Below are 18,083 nucleotides of genomic sequence, written 5' to 3' on the forward strand. Positions count from 1 at the left end.
CTACTACTCCCTGATCGTCTCCAGCAGGATGCCCTCGCCCGTGGCGGGGGCATCCTGCGTTCCGGCGATCGCGAGGCCGTCCCGCAGTGCCGCCAGCGCGGCCGGCACCGCCTCCGGGGTGTCGGTGTGCAACTCCAGTAGCGGCTGCCCGGCGCTGACCCGGTCCCCTGGCTTGGCAAGGCAACGGATGCCCGCGGCGGCCTGCACCGGCTCGCCCCGCCGGGTGCGGCCTGCACCCAGCCGCCAGGCGGCGACCCCGACCGCATAGGCGTCCAGGGTGGCCAGCACCCCGTCGGACTCCGCAGGCACCACCTGCGTGTGTGCCGGGGTGGGCAGCGCCGCTTCCGGGTCGCCGCCCTGGGCGCTGATCATCCGGCACCAGGTCTCGTAGGCCTGCCCGGAGGCCAGCACCGGGGCGGGATCCACCTCGGGCAGTCCGGCCCCGGCCAGCATCTCCCGCGCCAGCGCCAGGGTGAGTTCGACCACATCGGCGGGCCCGCCGCCGCGGAGCACCTCGACCGACTCGGCCACCTCCACCGCGTTACCGACCGCGCTGCCGAGCGGGACGCTCATCCCGGTCAGCAGGGCCGTGGTGGCCAGTCCGTGCGCGGCGCCGATCCGCACCATCGTGCGGGCCAGCTCGCGCGCCTGCTCGCGCTCGCGCATGAACGCCCCGGTGCCGGTCTTGACGTCCAGCACGAGCGCTCCGGCGCCCTCGGCGATCTTCTTGCTCATGATCGAGCTGGCGATCAGCGGGATGGACTCCACCGTGCCGGTGACATCGCGCAGGGCGTAGAGCTTGCGGTCGGCAGGGGCCAGCGCGGGCGTGGCGGCGCAGACCACCGCGCCCACCCGCTCCAGCTGGCGGGTGATCTCCTCGGTGCTCAGCTCGGGCCGCCAGCCAGGGATGGCCTCCAGCTTGTCCAGCGTGCCGCCGGTGTGCCCGAGCCCCCTGCCGGACAGCTGCGGCACCGCGGCGCCACAGGCGGCGACCAGCGGGGCGAGCGGCAGGGTGATCTTGTCCCCCACTCCGCCGGTGGAGTGCTTGTCCACGGTCGGCCGGGACACCCGCAGGTCCAGCCGCTCGCCTGAGTCGATCATGGCGCCGGTCCAGTCCGCAGTCTCCCGCGCGTCCATCCCGCGCAGGAAGATCGCCATGGCCAGCGCGGACATCTGCTCCTCGGCGACCACGTCGCGGGTGTAGGCGTCCACCACCCAGTCGATCTGCTCCCTGGTCAGCGCGCCGCCGTCCCGCTTGGCCCTGATCACGTCCACCGCCGCGAAAGCTTCCATGGACACTCCGTAATCCTCCTGCTCAGCCCACTTAGGGCAGGTGGGTGGGGCCGAAGGCGTCGGGGAGGACCTCGGCCATCGGGCGGATGCCGTGCGGGGTGTCGACAAGGCAGTCCGGGCCGCCGAGCTCGAACAGGATCTGCCTGCACCGCCCGCAGGGCATCAGCAGCTCACCGTCCCCGCTGCGGCAGGCCACCGCCACCAGCCTGCCGCCGCCGGTGAGCCGCAACTGGCCCGCCATCGTGCACTCGGCACACAGCCCGAGCCCGTACGAGGCGTTCTCCACGTTGCAGCCCAGGACCTGTCTTCCATCGTCCACAATGGCCGCGACGCCGACCCGTAGCCCGGAGTACGGGGCATAGGCGGAATACGCGATCCGTACCGCGGCGCTCCGTAACGCATCCCAGTCCACAGTAGACATCGGACTCACTCGCCCTCGCCCCGCCGGTACCGCTGGCCGAGCGAGCGCGGTGGTCGCAGTCGTTGCGCCGCGACGGCGAGCACGATGAGCGTGACGAAGTGCGCCGAGTACGGGATCAGGTCGCTCGGCAGCTCGTCATTGGACCAGTAGATGTAGTACAGGATCCCGGCCCCGACCGTGCCCAGCGCCGCCGCGATCCACCGCCGCCGCAGCAGCTGCACCACCACGATCACCGCCAGCAGCAGCACCGCGCCGTAAAGCAGGGCGAGCACCGCCTCGCCGCCCCCGGCCAGCTGCAGGCCGTCGGCGTAGCCGAACAGGGCGGCGCCGCCGAGCAGCCCGCCTGGCCGCCAGTTACCGAAGATCATGGCGGCCAGGCCGATGAACCCGCGACCGTTGGTCTGATTCTCCAGGTAGTCGGCCCCGCCGGGCAGCAGCACCAGGGATGCGCCACCCATCCCGGCCAGCCCACCGGACACCGCCAGCGCGGCGTACTTGTGCAGATAGACGTTCACCCCGAGGGACTCGGCCGCGACCGGGTTCTCCCCGCAGGAGCGCAGCCGCAGGCCGAACCGGGTGCGCCAGAGCACGAGGTAGCTGAGTGGCACCAGCAGCAACGCGATCATCGCCAGCGGGGACACCTGGGTGATCAGCCCGCGCAGCAGCCCGGCCACATCGGAGATCCCGGCCCGGTGCATCTCCTCGAGATCGCCGAGCCAGTCGGAGAGGAAGGTGGCCGAGTAGGTGTCGAACTTGGGCACCGGCGGCGACTGCCGCGGGTTGCCGGACAACGGCTCGAAGATCAGGTTCGCCAGGTACTTGGTGACCCCGAGGCCGAGCAGGTTGATTGCCACCCCGGACACGATGTGGTTGACGTTGAAGGTCACCGTGGCCACCGCGTGCAGCAGCCCGCCGAGGGCGCCGAAGACGATCGCCGCCAGCAGCCCGGCCCACACGCCGCCGTAGTAGGCGCCCCAGGCCGCGCCCCAGGTGCCGAGGATCATCATGCCCTCGAGCCCGATGTTGATCACGCCGGAGCGCTCGGCCCACAACCCGCCGAGCGCGGCCAGCAGGATCGGCAGGGCCAGCCGCAGCGCGGTGTTCGCGGTGCTGCTGGAGGTGAGCACGTCCAGCCCGGTCAGGTACGAGGTGGTGGCCAGCACGGCGATCGCCGCCACGGCCCACAGCACGCCCTTGGCCCAGCCGGGCAGCCCGCGCCCGCCGCGCTCCGGCGGCCGGGTCGATGGGCTGGGCGGCGGGGTGGTGCCCTCGATGGTCAGGCTCATACCGCGCCTCCCTCGCCGACACCGGCCGGTTTGTCCCTGCCGTTGCCGCTCAACGCGCGGCCCACCCTGCGCTGCTCGGCGGCCAGGTCGGCGCGCCGGACGATCTCGTAGGCCACGACCACCGACAGCACCATCGTGCCCTGGATGATCATCGCGATCTCCTGCGGGATCTCGATCTGCTCGAGGGACACTTTGGACTTGTCCAGGAAGGACCACAGCAGGGCGCCGAAGGCGATGCCGACCGGATGGTTGCGGCCGATCAGTGCCACCGCGATCCCGGTGAAGCCGTACTGCTGGGTGGAGGTGATGCCGTAGCTGTAGTCCCTGCCGAGCAGTTCGGGCATGGCGATCAGCCCGGCAACCGCGCCGGAGAGCAGCATCGCGACGAAGGCCATCTTCTTCGCGCTGACCCCGCCCGCGGCCGCCGCGGTCGGCGACTCGCCGCTGGCCTTGAGCTCGAAGCCGAACCGGGTCCGGTTCAGCATGAACCAGTACACCACGCCGAGCGCGGTCGCGATGAGCACGAAGCCGAACAGGGTCCCCGCGTTGCCGAGCGGGATGCCGGGAACCCAGCCGCTCGGGTCGATCTCCCTGGTACTCACGTTGTTACCGCGCTGCACCCCGAACTGGTCCGGGTTGACCAGGAAGGCGATGATCCCGCCGACGATCGCGTTCAGCATGATCGTGGAGATCACCTCGTGCACCCCGCGGGTGACCTTGAGGATCGCCGGGATGGTGGCGTAGGCGGCGCCGGCGAACGCGGCCACCACGATGATCACGAAGGTGTGCAGCACCGGTGGCAGGTCCAGCGCGCCACCGACGATCGCGGCGACGATCGCGGCGAACCGGTACTGGCCCTCGACGCCGATGTTGAACAGGTTCATCTGGAAGCCGATGGCCACCGCCAGCCCGGCAAGGTAGTAGACGGTGCCGAGGTTCACCGTGTCCACCGCGGTGGTGCCGCGGAACAACTGGGCGAACATCGTGCCGAAGGCCTGCAACGGATCGGCACCGGAGATGAGCAGGGCCGCCGAGGACAGCAGCACGGCGAAGGCGATCGCCAGCAGCGGCGGCAGCAGGGTGGTACGCCAGGACCTCACTGCTCGCCTCCACTGTCCGCTCCGGTCATCGCCGAACCCAGTTCCTGCGGGGTCACCGTGGCCGGATCGGCCTCGCTGACCAGCCTGCCGCGCAGCATCACCCGGATGGTGTCGGAGAGCCCGATCAGCTCGTCCAGGTCGGCGGAGACCAGCAGCACGGCCAGGCCCTTGGCGCGGGCGGTGCGGATCCGTTCCCAGATCAGCGCCTGTGCCCCGACGTCCACCCCGCGAGTGGGGTGCGCGGCGACCAGCAGCACCGGGTCGCCGGAGAGCTCCCTGCCGACCACCAGTTTCTGCTGGTTGCCGCCGGAGAGGGCGCCGGCGGGGACCTCGATGCCGGGGGTGCGTACGTCGTAGTCCCGCACGATCCGCTCGGTGTCCTTGCGGGCCCCGGCCGCGTTGATCAGCGGCCCGCTGGCCACCGGCCCGCGGGTCTGGTAGCCGAGGATGCGATTGGCCCACAACGGTTGCTGCAGCAACAGGCCGTGCCGGGTGCGGTCCTCGGCGATGTAGCCGATCCCGGCCTCCCTGCGGGCCAGGGTGCCGAGCCGGGTGAGGTCGCGGGCGCCCCGCTCGCCGACCAGCTCGATCCGGCCGCCGCTGGCCTTGCGCATGCCCATGATGGTCTCGACCAGTTCGGTCTGCCCGTTGCCCTCGACCCCGGCGATGCCGAGCACCTCGCCCGCGTGCACGGTGAGCGAGACGTCCTCCAGCACGGCCCGGTCGGAGTCCTCGGCCTTCAGCCGCAGCCCGGTCACCCGCAGCACCTCGCGCTCGGTCACCGTGGACTCCCTGGTCTCCGGGCTGGGCAGCTCGCTGCCGACCATCATCTCGGCAAGCTCGTGCGTGCTGACCGCCGTGGGGTCCACGGTGCCGACCGTGCTGCCCCGCCGGATCACGGTGACCCGGTCGGCGATCGCCCGCACCTCGTCCAGCTTGTGCGAGATGAACAGGAAGGTGAACCCTTCCCGCTGCATGCTGCGCACGGTGTCGAACAGCGCGTCGACCTCCTGCGGGACCAGCACCGCGGTGGGCTCGTCCAGGATCACGATCCGGGCGCCGCGGTAGAGCACCTTGACGATCTCCACCCGCTGCCGGTCGGCTACCCCGAGCCGCTCCACCAGGGTGTCCGGGTGCGCCCGCAGCCCGGTGCGCTCGGAAAGCTCGGCGATCCGCCTGCTCGCCGCCTGCGAGATGCCGTGCAGGCTCTCCGCGCCGAGCAGCACGTTCTCCCGCACGGTCAGGTTGTCGGCGAGCATGAAGTGCTGGTGCACCATGCCGATACCGGCCCGGATGGCGTCCTGCGGGTTGCGCAGCCGCACCTGCTCGCCGTTGACCGCGATGGTGCCCTCATCCGGCTGCTGCATGCCGTAGAGGATCTTCATCAGGGTGGACTTGCCCGCGCCGTTCTCCCCGCAGATGGCGTGTACCTCGCCCGCGCGGACGGTGAGGTTGACGTCGGAGTTGGCGACGACGCCGGGGAACCGCTTGGTGATTCCGGTCAGCTCGACGACCGGTTCCGGCTCGGGTTCGGCACTGTTCATGGGGATGGATGCTCCCGGGAATCACGCGGTCGGGGCCCGGGGAGGGATCGCCCCGCCCGAGCCCCGCGCGCAGTGAGCTACTAGTTAGCTGGCTTGTCCGAGACCGTGATCTCGCCGTCGATGATCTGCTGCTTGTAGCCGTCCAGGATCGGCTTGATGTCGTCCACCTTGCCGCCCGAGGTGGAGTAGCCGACCCCGTTCACCGAAAGGTCGAACCGTTCCGGCAGCTGGGAGAGGTCGTCCTTGGCGACCGCGGCGATGTAGTCGAACACGGCCACGTCCACCCGCTTGACCATGGAGGTCATGATGACGTCCTTGACCGGCTCCAGGGTCTGCTGGTTGTACTGGTCGGAGTCGACGCCGATGGCGAGTGCGCCGGCCGCGGAGGCCGCCTCGAACACGCCCTTACCGGAGGCACCGGCCGCGTGGTAGATCACGTCGGCGCCCTTGTCCAGCTGCGCCTTGGCGATCACGTTGCCGCGCGCCGGGTCGTTGAAGCCGGAGATGTCACCCGCGGGGGTGATGTAGTCGTCCTCGATCTGCACCTTGTCCGAGACCGCCTTGGCGCCCTGCAGGTAGCCTGCCTCGAACTTCTGGATCAGCGGGGTGTCCACCCCGCCGACGAAGCCGATGTGGCAGTTCTCGCTCTTGTAGACGGCGGCGACCCCGGCCAGGAAGGAGCCCTGCTCCTCGGCGAACACCAGCGGCGTGACGTTCGGCTCGTCGACGGAGTTGTCGTCCACGATGGCGAACTTGGTGTCCGGGAAGTTCGGCGCCACCGCGGCCAGCGCCTCGGCGTAGGCGAAGCCGACGGCGATGATCGGGTTGAAGCCCTCGTTGGCCATCTGGGTGAGCCGCTGCTGCTTGGAGTCCTCCGACTCCTGCGCGGCGGCGGTGCTCTCCGTGGTGTCCCCGACGCCCAGCTCCTCGACCGCCCGGTCCACCCCGGCCGCGGCGGCGTCGTTGAAGGAGGCGTCACCCCGGCCGCCGACGTCGTAGGCCAGCCCGACCCGCAGGTCACTGGCGTCGACATCGGCCGCCGCCGTGCTCTCCTCGGTGGAGGCTTCCGACGGCGCGGGCGGCTTCGGGGCGGTGACGCAGGTGGCGTCCCCGCCGGAGCCGTCCGAGCCTGCGTTGTCGTTTCCGGAGTCCTTCGCGCACCCGGCCAGCGTCAACGCGCCGGCCATGGTGATAGCTGCTAGCGCGCGACCGCGCATCCGAAGACCGTTTCTCATAGTCGCCTTTCTCACTCCCCAGGGCTCGCGCTCGATTCGCGCACGGTACCCGCCGGTCAAGCGCTCGCCATACGGAGACCACCCCGCGTAACCCAAATGTTTGCCATTGCATCGTATTGCGATCAAGCACACACCAACCGTGATCGGCTGCGGCGCGGGTCACCCGTCGGAAGGACCCCGGCCGGGGGCGGACCGGCGGGGGTGTCTGGTCCATCACACAGAAGAGGCCGAGGTTGAGGGGCCGGGACGCGACGGGTCTAGCATCCAGTGCATCAACGCTCGACGACCTTTGACCTCGGCATCGTCGCCGATCCGTCCCAAGTGGACGTATCCGCGGGCGTCGGAGTCGCCGGTCAGCCGGGCTCAGTCCAGCCAGACGTTGGAGGCCTTTCACCGATGTCCACCACGGCTAGCACCGCAGCGGAGGGGGCCGAGAGCCACGCCGCGGTGCGCAGCGATCGGACAGGCACTTCACGGCGCGGCACGTTCTACCGCGGCGACCCCGGCATGTGGTCCTGGGTGCTGCACCGTGTCACCGGCGTGCTCACCTTCTTCTTCCTGTTCGTCCACGTGCTCGACACCGCCCTGGTCCGGGTGTCCCCGGAGAGCTACGACGCGGTGATCGAGACCTACAAGACCCCGCTGGTCAACCTGCTCGAGGTGGCGCTGGTCGGCGCGGTGCTCTACCACGCGCTGAACGGCATCCGGGTGATGCTGGTGGACTTCTGGTCCAAGGGGCCCAGGCTGCAGCGCCCGATGCTGTGGACGATCATCGGCATCTGGGTCGTCGTGATGATCCCCGGCACCTACTTCATGCTGCAGCGCACGGTGAGCGAGATGTTCGGAGGCGGGAACTGATGACCGAGGCCCTCACTCTGGACAAGCCCCGCTCCCCGCGCCGCCCCGCGGCCCGGCGCAGCAACTTCGAGCTGTACAGCTGGCTGTTCATGCGCATCTCCGGCCTCGCGCTGGTGGTGCTCGTGCTCGGCCACCTGTTCATCATGAACATCCTGGACGGCGGGGTGCACCGGCTGAACTTCGCCTTCGTCGCCGGCCGGTGGGCCTCGCCGTTCTGGCAGTTCTGGGACCTGGCGATGCTCTGGCTCGCGCAGCTGCACGGCGGCAACGGCCTGCGCACCATCATCGACGACTACGCCCGCAAGGACAGCACCCGGTTCTGGCTGAAGATCGTGCTGTACGTGTCGATGGTGCTCATCCTCTCCGTCGGCACCCTGGTGATCTTCACCTTCGACCCGAACATCTCGGCCAGCTGACCCACCACCACACGGAGAGAACCCATGCAATTCCACAAGTACGACGTGGTGATCGTCGGCGCGGGTGGTGCGGGTATGCGGGCCGCCATCGAGGCGGGCCAGCGCAGCCGCACCGCCGTACTCACCAAGCTGTATCCGACCCGCTCGCACACCGGGGCCGCGCAGGGCGGCATGTGCGCGGCGCTGGCCAACGTCGAAGAGGACAACTGGGAGTGGCACACCTTCGACACGGTCAAGGGTGGCGACTACCTCACCGACCAGGACGCCGCCGAGATCATGGCCAAGGAGGCCATCGACGCGGTGCTCGACCTGGAGCGGATGGGCCTGCCGTTCAACCGGACCCCGGAGGGCCGGATCGACCAGCGGCGGTTCGGCGGGCACACCCGCGATCACGGCAAGGCGGCCGTGCGCAGGGCCTGCTACGCGGCCGACCGCACCGGGCACATGATCCTGCAGACCCTCTACCAGAACTGCGTGAAGCACGGGATCGAGTTCTTCAACGAGTTCTACGTGCTGGACATCACGCTCACCGAGACCGAGAACGGGCACGTGGCCTCCGGGGCGATCGCCTACGAGCTGGCCACCGGTGAGATCCACGTGTTCCAGGCCAAGTCGATCGTGTTCGCCACCGGCGGGTTCGGCAAGGTGTTCAAGACGACCTCGAACGCGCACACGCTGACCGGCGACGGGATGGGCATCTACTACCGCAAGGGCCTGCCGCTGGAGGACATGGAGTTCTACCAGTTCCACCCGACCGGGCTGGCCGGGCTGGGCATCCTGCTCACCGAGGGTGCCCGCGGCGAGGGCGCGATCCTGCGCAACGCCGATGGCGAACGGTTCATGGAGCGGTACGCCCCGACCATCAAGGACCTGGCCCCGCGGGACATCGTGGCCCGCTCGATGGTGCTGGAGGTGCTGGAGGGCCGCGGCGCCGGGCCGGACAAGGACTACGTCTACCTGGACTGCACCCACCTCGGCGAGGAGGTGCTGGAGGCGAAGCTGCCGGATATCACCGAGTTCGCCAGGACGTACCTCGGTGTGGACCCGGTGCACGAGCCGGTGCCGGTGTACCCGACCGCGCATTACGCGATGGGCGGGATCCCGACCAACGTGCACGGCGAGGCGCTGCGGGACAACGACAACGTGATCCCCGGGCTGTACGCGGCCGGGGAGGTCGCCTGCGTCTCGGTGCACGGCTCGAACCGGCTGGGCACGAACTCGCTGCTGGACATCAACGTGTTCGGCCGCCGCGCCGGGATCGCCGCCGCGGAGTACGCGAACGGGCACGAGTTCGTCGAGATGCCGGAGAACCCGGCGAAGATGGTGCAGGGCATGGTCGACCACCTGCGCACCGCGCACGGTGGGGAGCGGGTGGCCGACATTCGCACCGCGTTGCAGCAGACCATGGACACCAACGCGGCGGTGTACCGCACCGAGGACACCCTCAAGCAGGCGCTGACCGATGTGCAGGCGCTGAAGGAGCGCTACGGCCGGATCGCCGTGCACGACAAGGGCATGCGGTACAACACCGACCTGCTGGAGGCGGTCGAGCTGGGCTTCCTGCTGGACCTGGCCGAGGCGCTGGTGACCGCGGCGCTGGCCCGCAAGGAGTCCCGTGGCGGGCACGCCCGCGAGGACTACCCGAACCGGGACGACGTGAACTTCATGCGGCACTCGATGTCGTACAAGCTGCTGCCCGAGCAGGAGGACCCGGACGCCCCGCTGGGCCTGACCGGATTCCTCGCCGACATCCGGCTTGACTACAAGCCGGTGACCTTCACCCGGTACGAGCCGATGGAGCGCAAGTACTGATGACTGCCACGACCGCCGAACCCACCACCGGTTCGCACGACACCTCGCAGATCCCCGCGCCGGAGGGTTCGGTCACCATCACGGTGAAGATCCTGCGGTTCAACCCGGAACTGGACACCGACCCGCACTGGGAGTCCTACGACGTTCCGGCGCTGCCGACCGACCGGGTACTCAACCTGCTGACCAACATCAAGAGCTATGTGGACGGCACGCTGTCCTTCCGCCGCTCCTGCGCGCACGGGATCTGCGGCTCGGACGCCATGCAGATCAACGGGATCAACCGGTTGGCATGCAAGGTGCTGGTCAAGGACCTGCTGGCGAAGGAGGGCAAGCCCACCACGGTGACCGTGGCGCCGATCAAGGGCCTGCCCACCATGAAGGATCTCTATGTCGACATGGAGCCTTTCTTCGAGGCGTACCGGGCGGTGAAGCCGTACCTGATCGCCTACGGCAACGAGCCGACCCGGGAGCGGATCCAGTCGGCGGCCGACCGGGAGCGCTTCGACGACACCACCAAGTGCATCCTGTGCGCCGCCTGCACCTCCTCCTGCCCGGTGTACTGGAGCGACGGCTCCTACTTCGGCCCGGCCGCGATCGTGAACGCGCACCGGTTCATCTTCGATTCCCGGGACGAGGGCTCGGAGGAGCGGCTGGACATCCTGAACGACGCCGAGGGCGTCTGGCGCTGCCGGACGACCTTCAACTGCACCGATGCCTGCCCGCGTGGCATCCAGGTCACCAAGGCCATCCAGGAGGTCAAGCGCGCCCTCATGTTCAAGCGCATCTGACCCTCCTGGCGGCGCCTACCAGGCCCGACGGATGACCCACGGTAGCCTGGTGCGGTGCCTGTAACCTCGGATTTTGCGGCCGCGGCTCGGCGTCACTTCATCGACGCCGAGCTGTTGCACCGCGAGCAACGGCTCCCGAACGCCGACCATCTGGCCGGGTACGCCGCCGAATGCGGTCTCAAGGCAATCCTGATCGACCACCTTGGCGGCCACGTCCATCGGGATGGGAGGCCACGGCACGGGACCACCGACTTCGGCAAACACTTGCCCCCATTATGGACGGAACTTGCCAACCTGGCCCACGGCCGTTCAGCAGCACGCCTTACCAGGTTGATCGGCGGGCCGAATCCCTTCCGGAGCTGGAATTGGCATATCGCCGAGCGATACAGCAAGGGAGACCACATCAACGCGGCTCGCGTCGGCGACCATCTGACGTGCGCCAGGCAGATCCTCAGCATGCACGAACACGGAGTCGGCTGATGACGATCCGTTTCGAAGACGCCTGGACAGCGGGCAAGCAGATCGCGCACGACATCAGTAACCGAGGTTTCGATGTCGTGCTGGTTCGCGATGTGCTGGGCCGCGTGTCGCTGGTCCTCGACGGTGAAGTCGAGGGCACGCCAGCCGACCTCGGCGAACGGCTGCGGTCCGCGACCGGCGCGTTCGCTGCCGACACGCCGGTCATGCACACCAGCGAACTGTTCGATCCATCCGCGATCGTTGACTCTCCGGACCTCGTCATTCAGCACGACCGGAAAGAACCACGTGGCCGTCTGGCAGTGCTCGAACGCACCGTGGTGGGTGCCGATTGGACCCGTGCGTCGGAACGGCCTGCCCCGCACCGGGTCACAATGTATGGCTTCAAGGGCGGAGTCGGCCGGTCCACCGCAACGTTCATGTTGGCACGGCACTTGGCTCGACAAGGCAAATGTGTGCTGGCTGTTGACCTGGATCTGGAGTCACCAGGGCTCGGGGCGCTGGCGCAGGATCACGACAACCTACCCGCACGTGGAATCATCGACCACCTTGTCGAGCATGCCGTCGGCAATGCCGACGGGCTCGAACTGGTGGGCCGCAGCCAGCTCATCAAAGGCGGGAACAACGGTGAGGCATGGCTGGCACCGGCCGCAGGATGGAACAACACCGACTACCTTGCGAAGCTCAACCGGATCTACAGCGATCTACCCAACATGAGTTTCGCGAGCCGCCTGGAAGCCGCGGTTGAAGCCTGCGAGCGGCAAGTCGCCGAACTCAGCCGTAAACCTGATGTCGTGTTGTTGGACAGCAGGGCCGGAATCCACGATATCGCCGCCGTCGCGCTGACCAGCCTGGCGGATCTAAGCTTCCTGTTCGCCGTGGACAGCCCACAAACCTGGTTGGGATATCGATCCTTGTTCGAACAATGGGGCAGGTTGCACGACCCTCGCGAACTCGGATCGCGCTTGAAAATGGTTTCCGCTATGACACCGGAAGACGATTATGTGTATATAGAAAAGTTTCGCGATAATGCTCAGCAGTGTTTTGCGGAAACACTCTACGAAGATGCCGCCGCTGGCGAATATGACGTCTTCAACTATAGCACCGAGGACGACACTGCGCCCCATGCACCATTATCTATCCTCTTCAACTCCGACCTCGTAGCACTGGATCCGACCCGACAACGAAACTGGCACAGCCAGGAACTTGTCACAGCCGCATTTAGAAATTTCGTAGTCCCGGCGGCCGAATTGATAGTGGATGGGTGAACCGATGGTCGACATCTCCGCATCCGACTACCGACAGTTACTCCAGAACGCCCTGCCGTCCTCAGTGGATACCGACACAGCGGGCATAGATCGCAGCACATTGGTCACCCCGGACAGCCACCGCAGTGCACTCGACCCCAACGCAACTATCGTCAAGGGCGCGCGAGGCGTCGGTAAGACCTACTGGTTCCAGTCCTTGCTGAACCAGGACTTGCGCATGCTGGCCGCAGAGGAGTACCAACTACCTCGCCTGCACCAGATAGACCCCCTCGTCGGCTTCAGTACTCGTGGCCGCAGCAGTGAACGTCCCGGCCCTCGCACACTCGCCAAGTTCCTGCAGGACCGGGTGTCTCCACTGGATATCTGGACCGCTGTCGGCCTTACCGCCTTTGGTGTACCGGAGATCAAGGACAGGGAAACCTGGACCGATCGACTTCGGTGGCTGGAGGGGAACCCCGAAGAGGTGGAGCAGGCCCTCGACTCGGTTGACACGGAGGCCGAACGTCTCGGGGTGACGAGATTGCTACTTTTCGATGCACTGGAGCACCTTCACCACGATCGGGAGACCGCCGACAAACTGGTTAGCGGAATACTGGAATTCGCCCTGCAGTTGCGGCTGAATACTCGCAATCTACGCGCAAAGGTATTTATCCGACACGACATGCTGGCCAGCGCTCCGCAAGATTTTCCGGACTCGTCGAAATTGACGTCTAACGCCGCCGACCTGACCTGGAGCACGCAAGACCTGTACGGACTGTTCTTCCAGCACCTCGGCAATAGCCCCGAGTCGGTTGCGAAACTTTTTCGGGAACACACCGGGCGCTGGAAGGAAACCCACGACCGATTCGTCCCGCCACGAGAGCTCGTCGGGTCTGCAGAGACCCAAGGACAAGTCTTCAGAGAGATCGCCGGTCCGTACATGGGGAACAACCACCGCAAGGGCCACACCTACCCGTGGTTACCGAACCACCTGGCCGACGGAAACGGGCAGACCAGCCCCAGAACCTTCCTGGCCGCGCTGCAGTCCGCGGCAACGAAAAGCGCGAGTATGTACGAGGACCACCAGTACGCACTACACTGGGACACGATCCGTCAGGGGGTACAGCGTGCGTCGCAGATTCGGGTGGACGAGCTACGCGAGGACCAACCCTGGGTGGCCAACGCGATCGAGCCGTTGAAGGGAAATCAGGTTCCGATCGAGCAGGACGCGGTCCTGGAAGCCTGGCGGGCACGTGGCACAGTCGCCGAACTGGTTGGAAACGAGGACGACGAGGAATCGGCCGCTGGCCCGGTCGCAAGTACCCACGAGGGTCTGGTCAAGGAACTCATCGAACTCGGCATGATGACCCGGCGCAACGACGGCCGGCTCGATCTTCCGGACGTCTACCGGATCGCGTTCAACCTCGGCCGCAAGGGCGGCGTCCCCCGTGTTCGCCGTTGAGAGCAATCAAGCGCGTCTGAGTTCCCCGCACCGCTGTGAGTGGCCCGTTCGCTGCGAAAAAGCAGGGAACGGGCCGCTCACAGCAGTTGGCTAGCAGGGGTTGAGGAACCAGCAGAGGCGGTAGCTGGCGCGGTACTCGGTGGGTTGCGCGGGCGCGGTGATGTTGTGCGTCCGCGCGCCACCGTCCGACCAGCCGGTGAAGGCGTACTTCATGTTCAGCCAGCCGAGCCGCTGCGGGCTGGCCGCGCTGATCGAGTTGTTCGAGCCGACGATCACCGTGCGGCTGAACGGCGCCTGCTGCTCCGTTCCCGCCACGGTCAGCATCGCCCCGGTGGGACTCGAGGAGAAGGTCAGCTCCACCGTCTGCGGGTACAGCTCCAGCGTCCTGCTGCCGGTGTTGCCGTCGGAGTCGGTGGCGGTGAGCGTCAACCGCAGGTGCGAGGGGTACTCGTGGTCCGGCGCCACGAAGTCACCCGCGGACACCCCGGTGAAGTCCTGCACGTTGTGCGTATGGCAGCCGCCGCCTTCCTCGCAGTGCCGGATCGCCAGCCGCCAGGACAGCGCCGCGGCCCCGAGCGTGCCGTCCTGCGGATCCACCGCGCGGCCGGAGAACGGCACGGTCTGCCCGACCCGCCAGTTCAGCTCACCGGTCGGCTCGTCGATCACCGGCACCGGGTCCTCCCCCGGCGGGCTGCCCACGGTCACCGGAACCGTCGTGGTGTCGGTCGCGCCCTCGGAGTCCGTGACCCGCAGGCCCGCGTTCACCTGCGCGACCTCCACATAGGTCCGGCTCGCGGTGGGCCCGGTGGCGTCGTCGTAGCTGCCGTCGCCGTTCAGGTCCCAGGCGTAGCTCAGGGTGTCCCCTGGATCGGGGTCGGTGGAGCCGGTCCCGTCGAACTGGACGGTCAGCGGCGCGGGCCCTGAGGACGGGGTGGCGGTGGCGACGGCCGATGGCGGCTGGTTACCGGAGTGGTAGCTCACCCTGCGCAGCTGGCCCGCGCCGAGCGCGACGTAGAACAGGTCGCCGCCGGGCCCGGTGAGCACCTGCACCGGCACATTCGCTCCGGTCACGAACGGCACGATCCGGGCGGCACTCGGCTGCCCGTTCTCGGTCTGCATGGCCCAGATGCAGCCGCGCGAGGAATCGGCGAAGAACAACGCGCCGCCGTAGGCCGCGGGGTAGTTGCTGCCGGACTCGAAGGCGATCCCGGCGACCGAGGAACCGTCGGTCGCGCAGCCGTCCCCTGGAACCACCGCGCTGTTGTGCCGGTAGGCGAAGTACGGCTCGTCCTGGCCGGCGCCGGAGTACAGCGACTCGCAGCGGTTCAGGTTCGCCCCGTCGTAGCCGGGCTGCCGCCCGTCACCCTCGTAGCAGGGCCAGCCGAAGTTCTCCGCGACCGTGTCCCCGGCGTCGGCGATCCGGTTGATCTCCTCCCAGGCGTTCCAGCCGACATCGCCGGACCAGATCTCGCTGGTCCCCGGCCGGAAGCCGAACCGGAACTGGTTGCGCATGCCGTAGGCGATGATCCGCCGCTCGTTGGCGTCACCGCTGGAGGCGAACGGGTTGCCCGGCAGTCCCTCGCCGGTGTCCGGGTCGATGCGCAGGATCGCGCCGTTCAGCACCACCGGCTGCCCGGCGGGCCGGTTCGGCGACTGCGAGCGCAGCGCGCCGCCCTCGGCGTCCGGCGGGGAGAGGTCGGTGCCCGCGGGTTCCGGCGGGTCCGCGCAGGGATTACCGACCTGCCCGTAGTCGGCGAAGTTGAAGCTCGCCCCGTCCCCGCCGCCGACGTACAGCGCGCCGTCCGGGCCGAAGGTCACCGTGCCGATGGAGTGGCTGGGGTACTGCTGGCACCACCCGGTGAGCAGCGGCTGCTCGGCGGTCGCGGTGCCACCGGAGCCCATGGTCAGCTTGGACACCCTGCCGGTGACCACGCAGCCCTCGTCGGTGGCGCCCGGCGGGGACGGGCACTGGTCACCCCAGCGTGGCGGGGTGCCACCGGGTTCGGCGTCGTAGGTATAGCTGACGTACACATAGGGCCGCTGCGGGAACTGCGGGTCCACGGCAAGTCCGAGCAACCCGCGATCCCAGAAGTTCTGCGTCTGCGTGCGCAGGTCGGCGAACACCGTGGCGCTCGGATCGGCAGCTGAGTCGAAGACCTTGACGATGCCGCTCTTCTCCGCGACGAACACCCGCCCGTCCGGGGCGAAGGCGGCCGCCGTCGGTGAGCTGAGTCCGGAGATCGCCACCGTGTCCTCGAACCCGTCCGGCACCGCGGCCGCCGCCTGCGTCGCAGGCAACGCGACCAGCCCGACCGCGGCCAGCGTCCCGGCCAGCGAGGCCGCCAATAACCTGCGAGGTCTCGTTCTTCGCGCACTCCAGCCCATGTGAACCTCCCGATCACCCGTGGGGACCGCTCACCGAGGTGAGCGTTTCTGCACCCCACCAGCGGGAGAATGCGCACCCGCGTTACTGCCGCAGCCGCCCGCGTTTCGCAACCGTGACCCGAATAGGGCCGAACGGCGCAGCGCGGAAAGGGAACCGGCGCAACGGTCTGGTCCGCTCCGCAGGCGCAAAAACGCGGGCACAGCAAGGATTTTGCCGTGCCCGCGTGCGGTCAGTTATTCAGGAGGTTCAGCGAACGGCACGCAACGCGTTCACCATTCCCCTGCCGTAGAAGGAGTTGTTCCACTTCGGACCTTCGCAGTCCGCGGCTTCCCCGCAGGGAACCGGATCCGCGGCCTTGAACCCGAGCAGCGCGGCCAGTGCCCACGGCGGGGCGTGCCGGTACTTGCCTGCCAGCAGCGCGACCACCCCGGCCGCGTGCGGGGAGGCCATCGAGGTACCGCACTTGCTGCCGTACTTACCGTCGAACACCGCGGACAGCGGGCAGGCGGGGCCTTCGTCCGCTGGCGGCACCTGGGTGGGGTCGCCGCCGGGGGCGGTCACCTCGATCGCGTTCCTGCCGTAGTTGCTGTAGAACGCCTTGGTGTCGTGGTAGCCGGTCGCGGACACGGTCACCACGTCGTCGACCCCGCCGGGCAGGATCGCGCAGTCGGGGTTCACCGGATGCGGCCGGTTCGGGTCGGTGGTCTGCTCCGGGATGTTGAACCCGCTGTTGCCCGCGGCGGCCACGTTGAGCACCCCGCGCCGGGTCGAGTACTGCACCGCGCGCCGCACCGCCTCGAAGGCCGCGGCGTCCCCCGGCTGCTTCGGGCAGTAGAACATGCCGGGGTCGGTGTAGTAGCTGTGGTTGGCCACCTCGAACCGGTGCTTCGCCGACCACATCAGGCCGCACACCGCGGCCTCCGGGTAGATCAGGCCCTGGTCGTTGACCACCTTCACCGAGGCCAGCCGCACCCCCGGCGCCACGCCGGTGAAACCGGCGGCGGGGTCCTTGCCCGCGATGGTGCCCGCGACATGCGTGCCGTGGTCGGAGGTCGTCGGCGCCCAGGCCTGCGCGCCGGTGTCCGGGGCGCCGGTCAGGCAGCCTGCCGAGGCCCCGGGGTCGATGGCGTGCTCCAGCGCGGGATGCGTCGGCTCGATACCCGAGTCGACCACACCCACGGTGACCGAGCGGCTGCCCTCGTCGATCCGGTTGGCCTGCGGTGCCTTGATCGCCCGCATGTCCCACTGCAGGGCGCTGAGGTCCTCGCTGCCGGACATCACCCCGGTGGTGCGTTCCAGCTTCTCGTCCTTGGCCGCGCGGGCCTGTGCCCTGGCCCTTGCGGCATCGCTCTCCGGCGGCTCGGCGATCTCCCTGCTGCCCGAGTAGGCACGGAACACGCCGATGCGCTCGGCGAATCCGGGATCGCTCGAGTTCGCCACCGCGACGCCGATCTCCCGGTAGTAGGCGACCGGGTCGCCGCATTCGGCCCGCAGCTCCCGCTCCACCCGGTGCCGCGGGGTGTGCGGGTCGTAGAGCACCACGTAGCCGTACTCCGGACCGGTCGAGTCACAGTCTGTGGCCGCGGCCGGTTCGGCATTCGCGGCCGGCGCCAGGATGCCGGTCGCACCCAGCGCGAGCGTCGTGGCCGCGGGTAGCAGCCAACGTCGGGATCGGGACATTCCCACCTCCAGTGCAGTATCAGGCAGGGTGCACGTTAGGCAGTTGATCACCGGCGCGGCGCCCGCCATCCGGAGCAA

The 18,083-nt window shown here is 68.5% G+C and carries 15 protein-coding genes; 6 read left to right on the forward strand and 9 right to left on the reverse strand.

The annotated features are described in order from the left end of the window. Positions 1 to 3: 3 nt before the first annotated feature. From KOI47_RS30380 to KOI47_RS30405, 6 genes are all read right to left on the reverse strand, one after another. Positions 4 to 1,293 (reverse strand): thymidine phosphorylase, encoded by a 1,290-nt coding sequence (locus tag KOI47_RS30380; RefSeq protein WP_216210248.1) that lies wholly within the window; start codon positions 1,291 to 1,293, stop codon positions 4 to 6. Between the two features lie 31 nt (positions 1,294 to 1,324). Further along, complete coding sequence (locus KOI47_RS30385; protein ID WP_216210249.1) at positions 1,325 to 1,714, reverse strand: cytidine deaminase; 390 nt, start codon at positions 1,712 to 1,714, stop codon at positions 1,325 to 1,327. A 5-nt stretch (positions 1,715 to 1,719) separates the two neighbouring features. Then, complete coding sequence (locus tag KOI47_RS30390) at positions 1,720 to 3,000, reverse strand: ABC transporter permease (protein WP_216210251.1); 1,281 nt, start codon at positions 2,998 to 3,000, stop codon at positions 1,720 to 1,722. Then, positions 2,997 to 4,100 carry an ABC transporter permease gene (locus KOI47_RS30395; protein ID WP_216210253.1) on the reverse strand — a complete coding sequence of 368 codons (1,104 nt, stop codon included), beginning with the start codon at positions 4,098 to 4,100 and terminating at the stop codon, positions 2,997 to 2,999. The genes KOI47_RS30390 and KOI47_RS30395 overlap by 4 nt, the downstream gene beginning before the upstream one ends. Further along, positions 4,097 to 5,644 (reverse strand): ABC transporter ATP-binding protein, encoded by a 1,548-nt coding sequence (locus tag KOI47_RS30400; protein WP_216210254.1) that lies wholly within the window; start codon positions 5,642 to 5,644, stop codon positions 4,097 to 4,099. Before KOI47_RS30400 ends, KOI47_RS30395 begins: the two co-directional genes overlap by 4 nt. Before the next feature lie 80 nt (positions 5,645 to 5,724). Beyond that, a complete protein-coding gene (locus KOI47_RS30405) occupies positions 5,725 to 6,831 on the reverse strand; it encodes a BMP family lipoprotein (RefSeq protein ID WP_232376356.1) in 1,107 nt (368 codons plus the stop codon). Between the two features lie 444 nt (positions 6,832 to 7,275). On the opposite strand from KOI47_RS30405, the gene sdhC reads away from it, so the two are divergent. The 4 genes from sdhC to KOI47_RS30425 are packed head-to-tail and all read left to right on the forward strand — an operon-like array spanning position 7,276 to position 10,753. Then, complete coding sequence (gene sdhC / locus KOI47_RS30410) at positions 7,276 to 7,737, forward strand: succinate dehydrogenase, cytochrome b556 subunit (RefSeq protein ID WP_216210258.1); 462 nt, start codon at positions 7,276 to 7,278, stop codon at positions 7,735 to 7,737. Then, a complete protein-coding gene (locus KOI47_RS30415; RefSeq protein ID WP_216210260.1) occupies positions 7,737 to 8,153 on the forward strand; it encodes a succinate dehydrogenase hydrophobic membrane anchor subunit in 417 nt (138 codons plus the stop codon). The genes sdhC and KOI47_RS30415 overlap by 1 nt, the downstream gene beginning before the upstream one ends. 24 nt (positions 8,154 to 8,177) lie before the next feature. Then, positions 8,178 to 9,965, forward strand: a complete 1,788-nt coding sequence (sdhA, locus tag KOI47_RS30420; RefSeq protein ID WP_216210262.1) for a succinate dehydrogenase flavoprotein subunit — start codon at positions 8,178 to 8,180, stop codon at positions 9,963 to 9,965. After that, on the forward strand, positions 9,965 to 10,753 hold the full coding sequence (locus KOI47_RS30425) for a succinate dehydrogenase iron-sulfur subunit (protein WP_216210264.1): 789 nt from the start codon (positions 9,965 to 9,967) through the stop codon (positions 10,751 to 10,753). Before sdhA ends, KOI47_RS30425 begins: the two co-directional genes overlap by 1 nt. Before the next feature lie 15 nt (positions 10,754 to 10,768). On the opposite strand, the gene KOI47_RS30430 is transcribed toward KOI47_RS30425, so the two are convergent. Beyond that, positions 10,769 to 10,972 (reverse strand): hypothetical protein, encoded by a 204-nt coding sequence (locus KOI47_RS30430; protein WP_216210266.1) that lies wholly within the window; start codon positions 10,970 to 10,972, stop codon positions 10,769 to 10,771. 260 nt (positions 10,973 to 11,232) lie between these two features. Between KOI47_RS30430 and KOI47_RS30435 the strand changes: the two genes are divergently transcribed. Next, positions 11,233 to 12,498, forward strand: a complete 1,266-nt coding sequence (locus KOI47_RS30435) for a KGGVGR-motif variant AAA ATPase (RefSeq protein ID WP_216210268.1) — start codon at positions 11,233 to 11,235, stop codon at positions 12,496 to 12,498. Positions 12,499 to 12,502: 4 nt separating this feature from the next. Next, the gene (locus KOI47_RS30440; RefSeq protein ID WP_216210270.1) at positions 12,503 to 13,939 is read left to right on the forward strand and encodes a hypothetical protein; all 1,437 of its coding nucleotides are present in this window, start codon (positions 12,503 to 12,505) and stop codon (positions 13,937 to 13,939) included. Between the two features lie 90 nt (positions 13,940 to 14,029). Here the strand turns inward: KOI47_RS30440 and KOI47_RS30445 are convergent, their stop codons facing one another. Then, positions 14,030 to 16,285 carry a PQQ-dependent sugar dehydrogenase gene (locus KOI47_RS30445; RefSeq protein ID WP_216210272.1) on the reverse strand — a complete coding sequence of 752 codons (2,256 nt, stop codon included), beginning with the start codon at positions 16,283 to 16,285 and terminating at the stop codon, positions 14,030 to 14,032. A 286-nt stretch (positions 16,286 to 16,571) separates the two neighbouring features. Continuing rightward, entirely contained in the window at positions 16,572 to 18,005 is a 1,434-nt protein-coding gene (locus KOI47_RS30450) for a S8 family peptidase (protein ID WP_216210273.1), read from the reverse strand. Positions 18,006 to 18,083: the final 78 nt, after the last annotated feature.

The sequence above is a fragment of the Amycolatopsis aidingensis genome (assembly GCF_018885265.1).
In the GTDB taxonomy this organism is placed as follows: domain Bacteria; phylum Actinomycetota; class Actinomycetes; order Mycobacteriales; family Pseudonocardiaceae; genus Amycolatopsis; species Amycolatopsis aidingensis.

What these genes read in the sequence shown, in the direction of transcription:
- sdhC (WP_216210258.1), top strand. Translation starts at nt 7,276, where the DNA reads ATGTCCACCACGGCTAGCACCGCAGCGGAGGGGGCCGAGAGCCACGCC.
- KOI47_RS30415 (WP_216210260.1), top strand. Translation starts at nt 7,737, where the DNA reads ATGACCGAGGCCCTCACTCTGGACAAGCCCCGCTCCCCGCGCCGCCCC.
- KOI47_RS30380 (WP_216210248.1), bottom strand. Translation starts at nt 1,293, where the DNA reads ATGGAAGCTTTCGCGGCGGTGGACGTGATCAGGGCCAAGCGGGACGGC.
- KOI47_RS30405 (WP_232376356.1), bottom strand. Translation starts at nt 6,831, where the DNA reads ATGGCCGGCGCGTTGACGCTGGCCGGGTGCGCGAAGGACTCCGGAAAC.
- KOI47_RS30400 (WP_216210254.1), bottom strand. Translation starts at nt 5,644, where the DNA reads ATGAACAGTGCCGAACCCGAGCCGGAACCGGTCGTCGAGCTGACCGGA.
- KOI47_RS30450 (WP_216210273.1), bottom strand. Translation starts at nt 18,005, where the DNA reads ATGTCCCGATCCCGACGTTGGCTGCTACCCGCGGCCACGACGCTCGCG.
- KOI47_RS30390 (WP_216210251.1), bottom strand. Translation starts at nt 3,000, where the DNA reads ATGAGCCTGACCATCGAGGGCACCACCCCGCCGCCCAGCCCATCGACC.
- KOI47_RS30385 (WP_216210249.1), bottom strand. Translation starts at nt 1,714, where the DNA reads ATGTCTACTGTGGACTGGGATGCGTTACGGAGCGCCGCGGTACGGATC.
- KOI47_RS30435 (WP_216210268.1), top strand. Translation starts at nt 11,233, where the DNA reads ATGACGATCCGTTTCGAAGACGCCTGGACAGCGGGCAAGCAGATCGCG.
- KOI47_RS30440 (WP_216210270.1), top strand. Translation starts at nt 12,503, where the DNA reads ATGGTCGACATCTCCGCATCCGACTACCGACAGTTACTCCAGAACGCC.
- KOI47_RS30425 (WP_216210264.1), top strand. Translation starts at nt 9,965, where the DNA reads ATGACTGCCACGACCGCCGAACCCACCACCGGTTCGCACGACACCTCG.
- KOI47_RS30430 (WP_216210266.1), bottom strand. Translation starts at nt 10,972, where the DNA reads ATGGACGTGGCCGCCAAGGTGGTCGATCAGGATTGCCTTGAGACCGCA.
- sdhA (WP_216210262.1), top strand. Translation starts at nt 8,178, where the DNA reads ATGCAATTCCACAAGTACGACGTGGTGATCGTCGGCGCGGGTGGTGCG.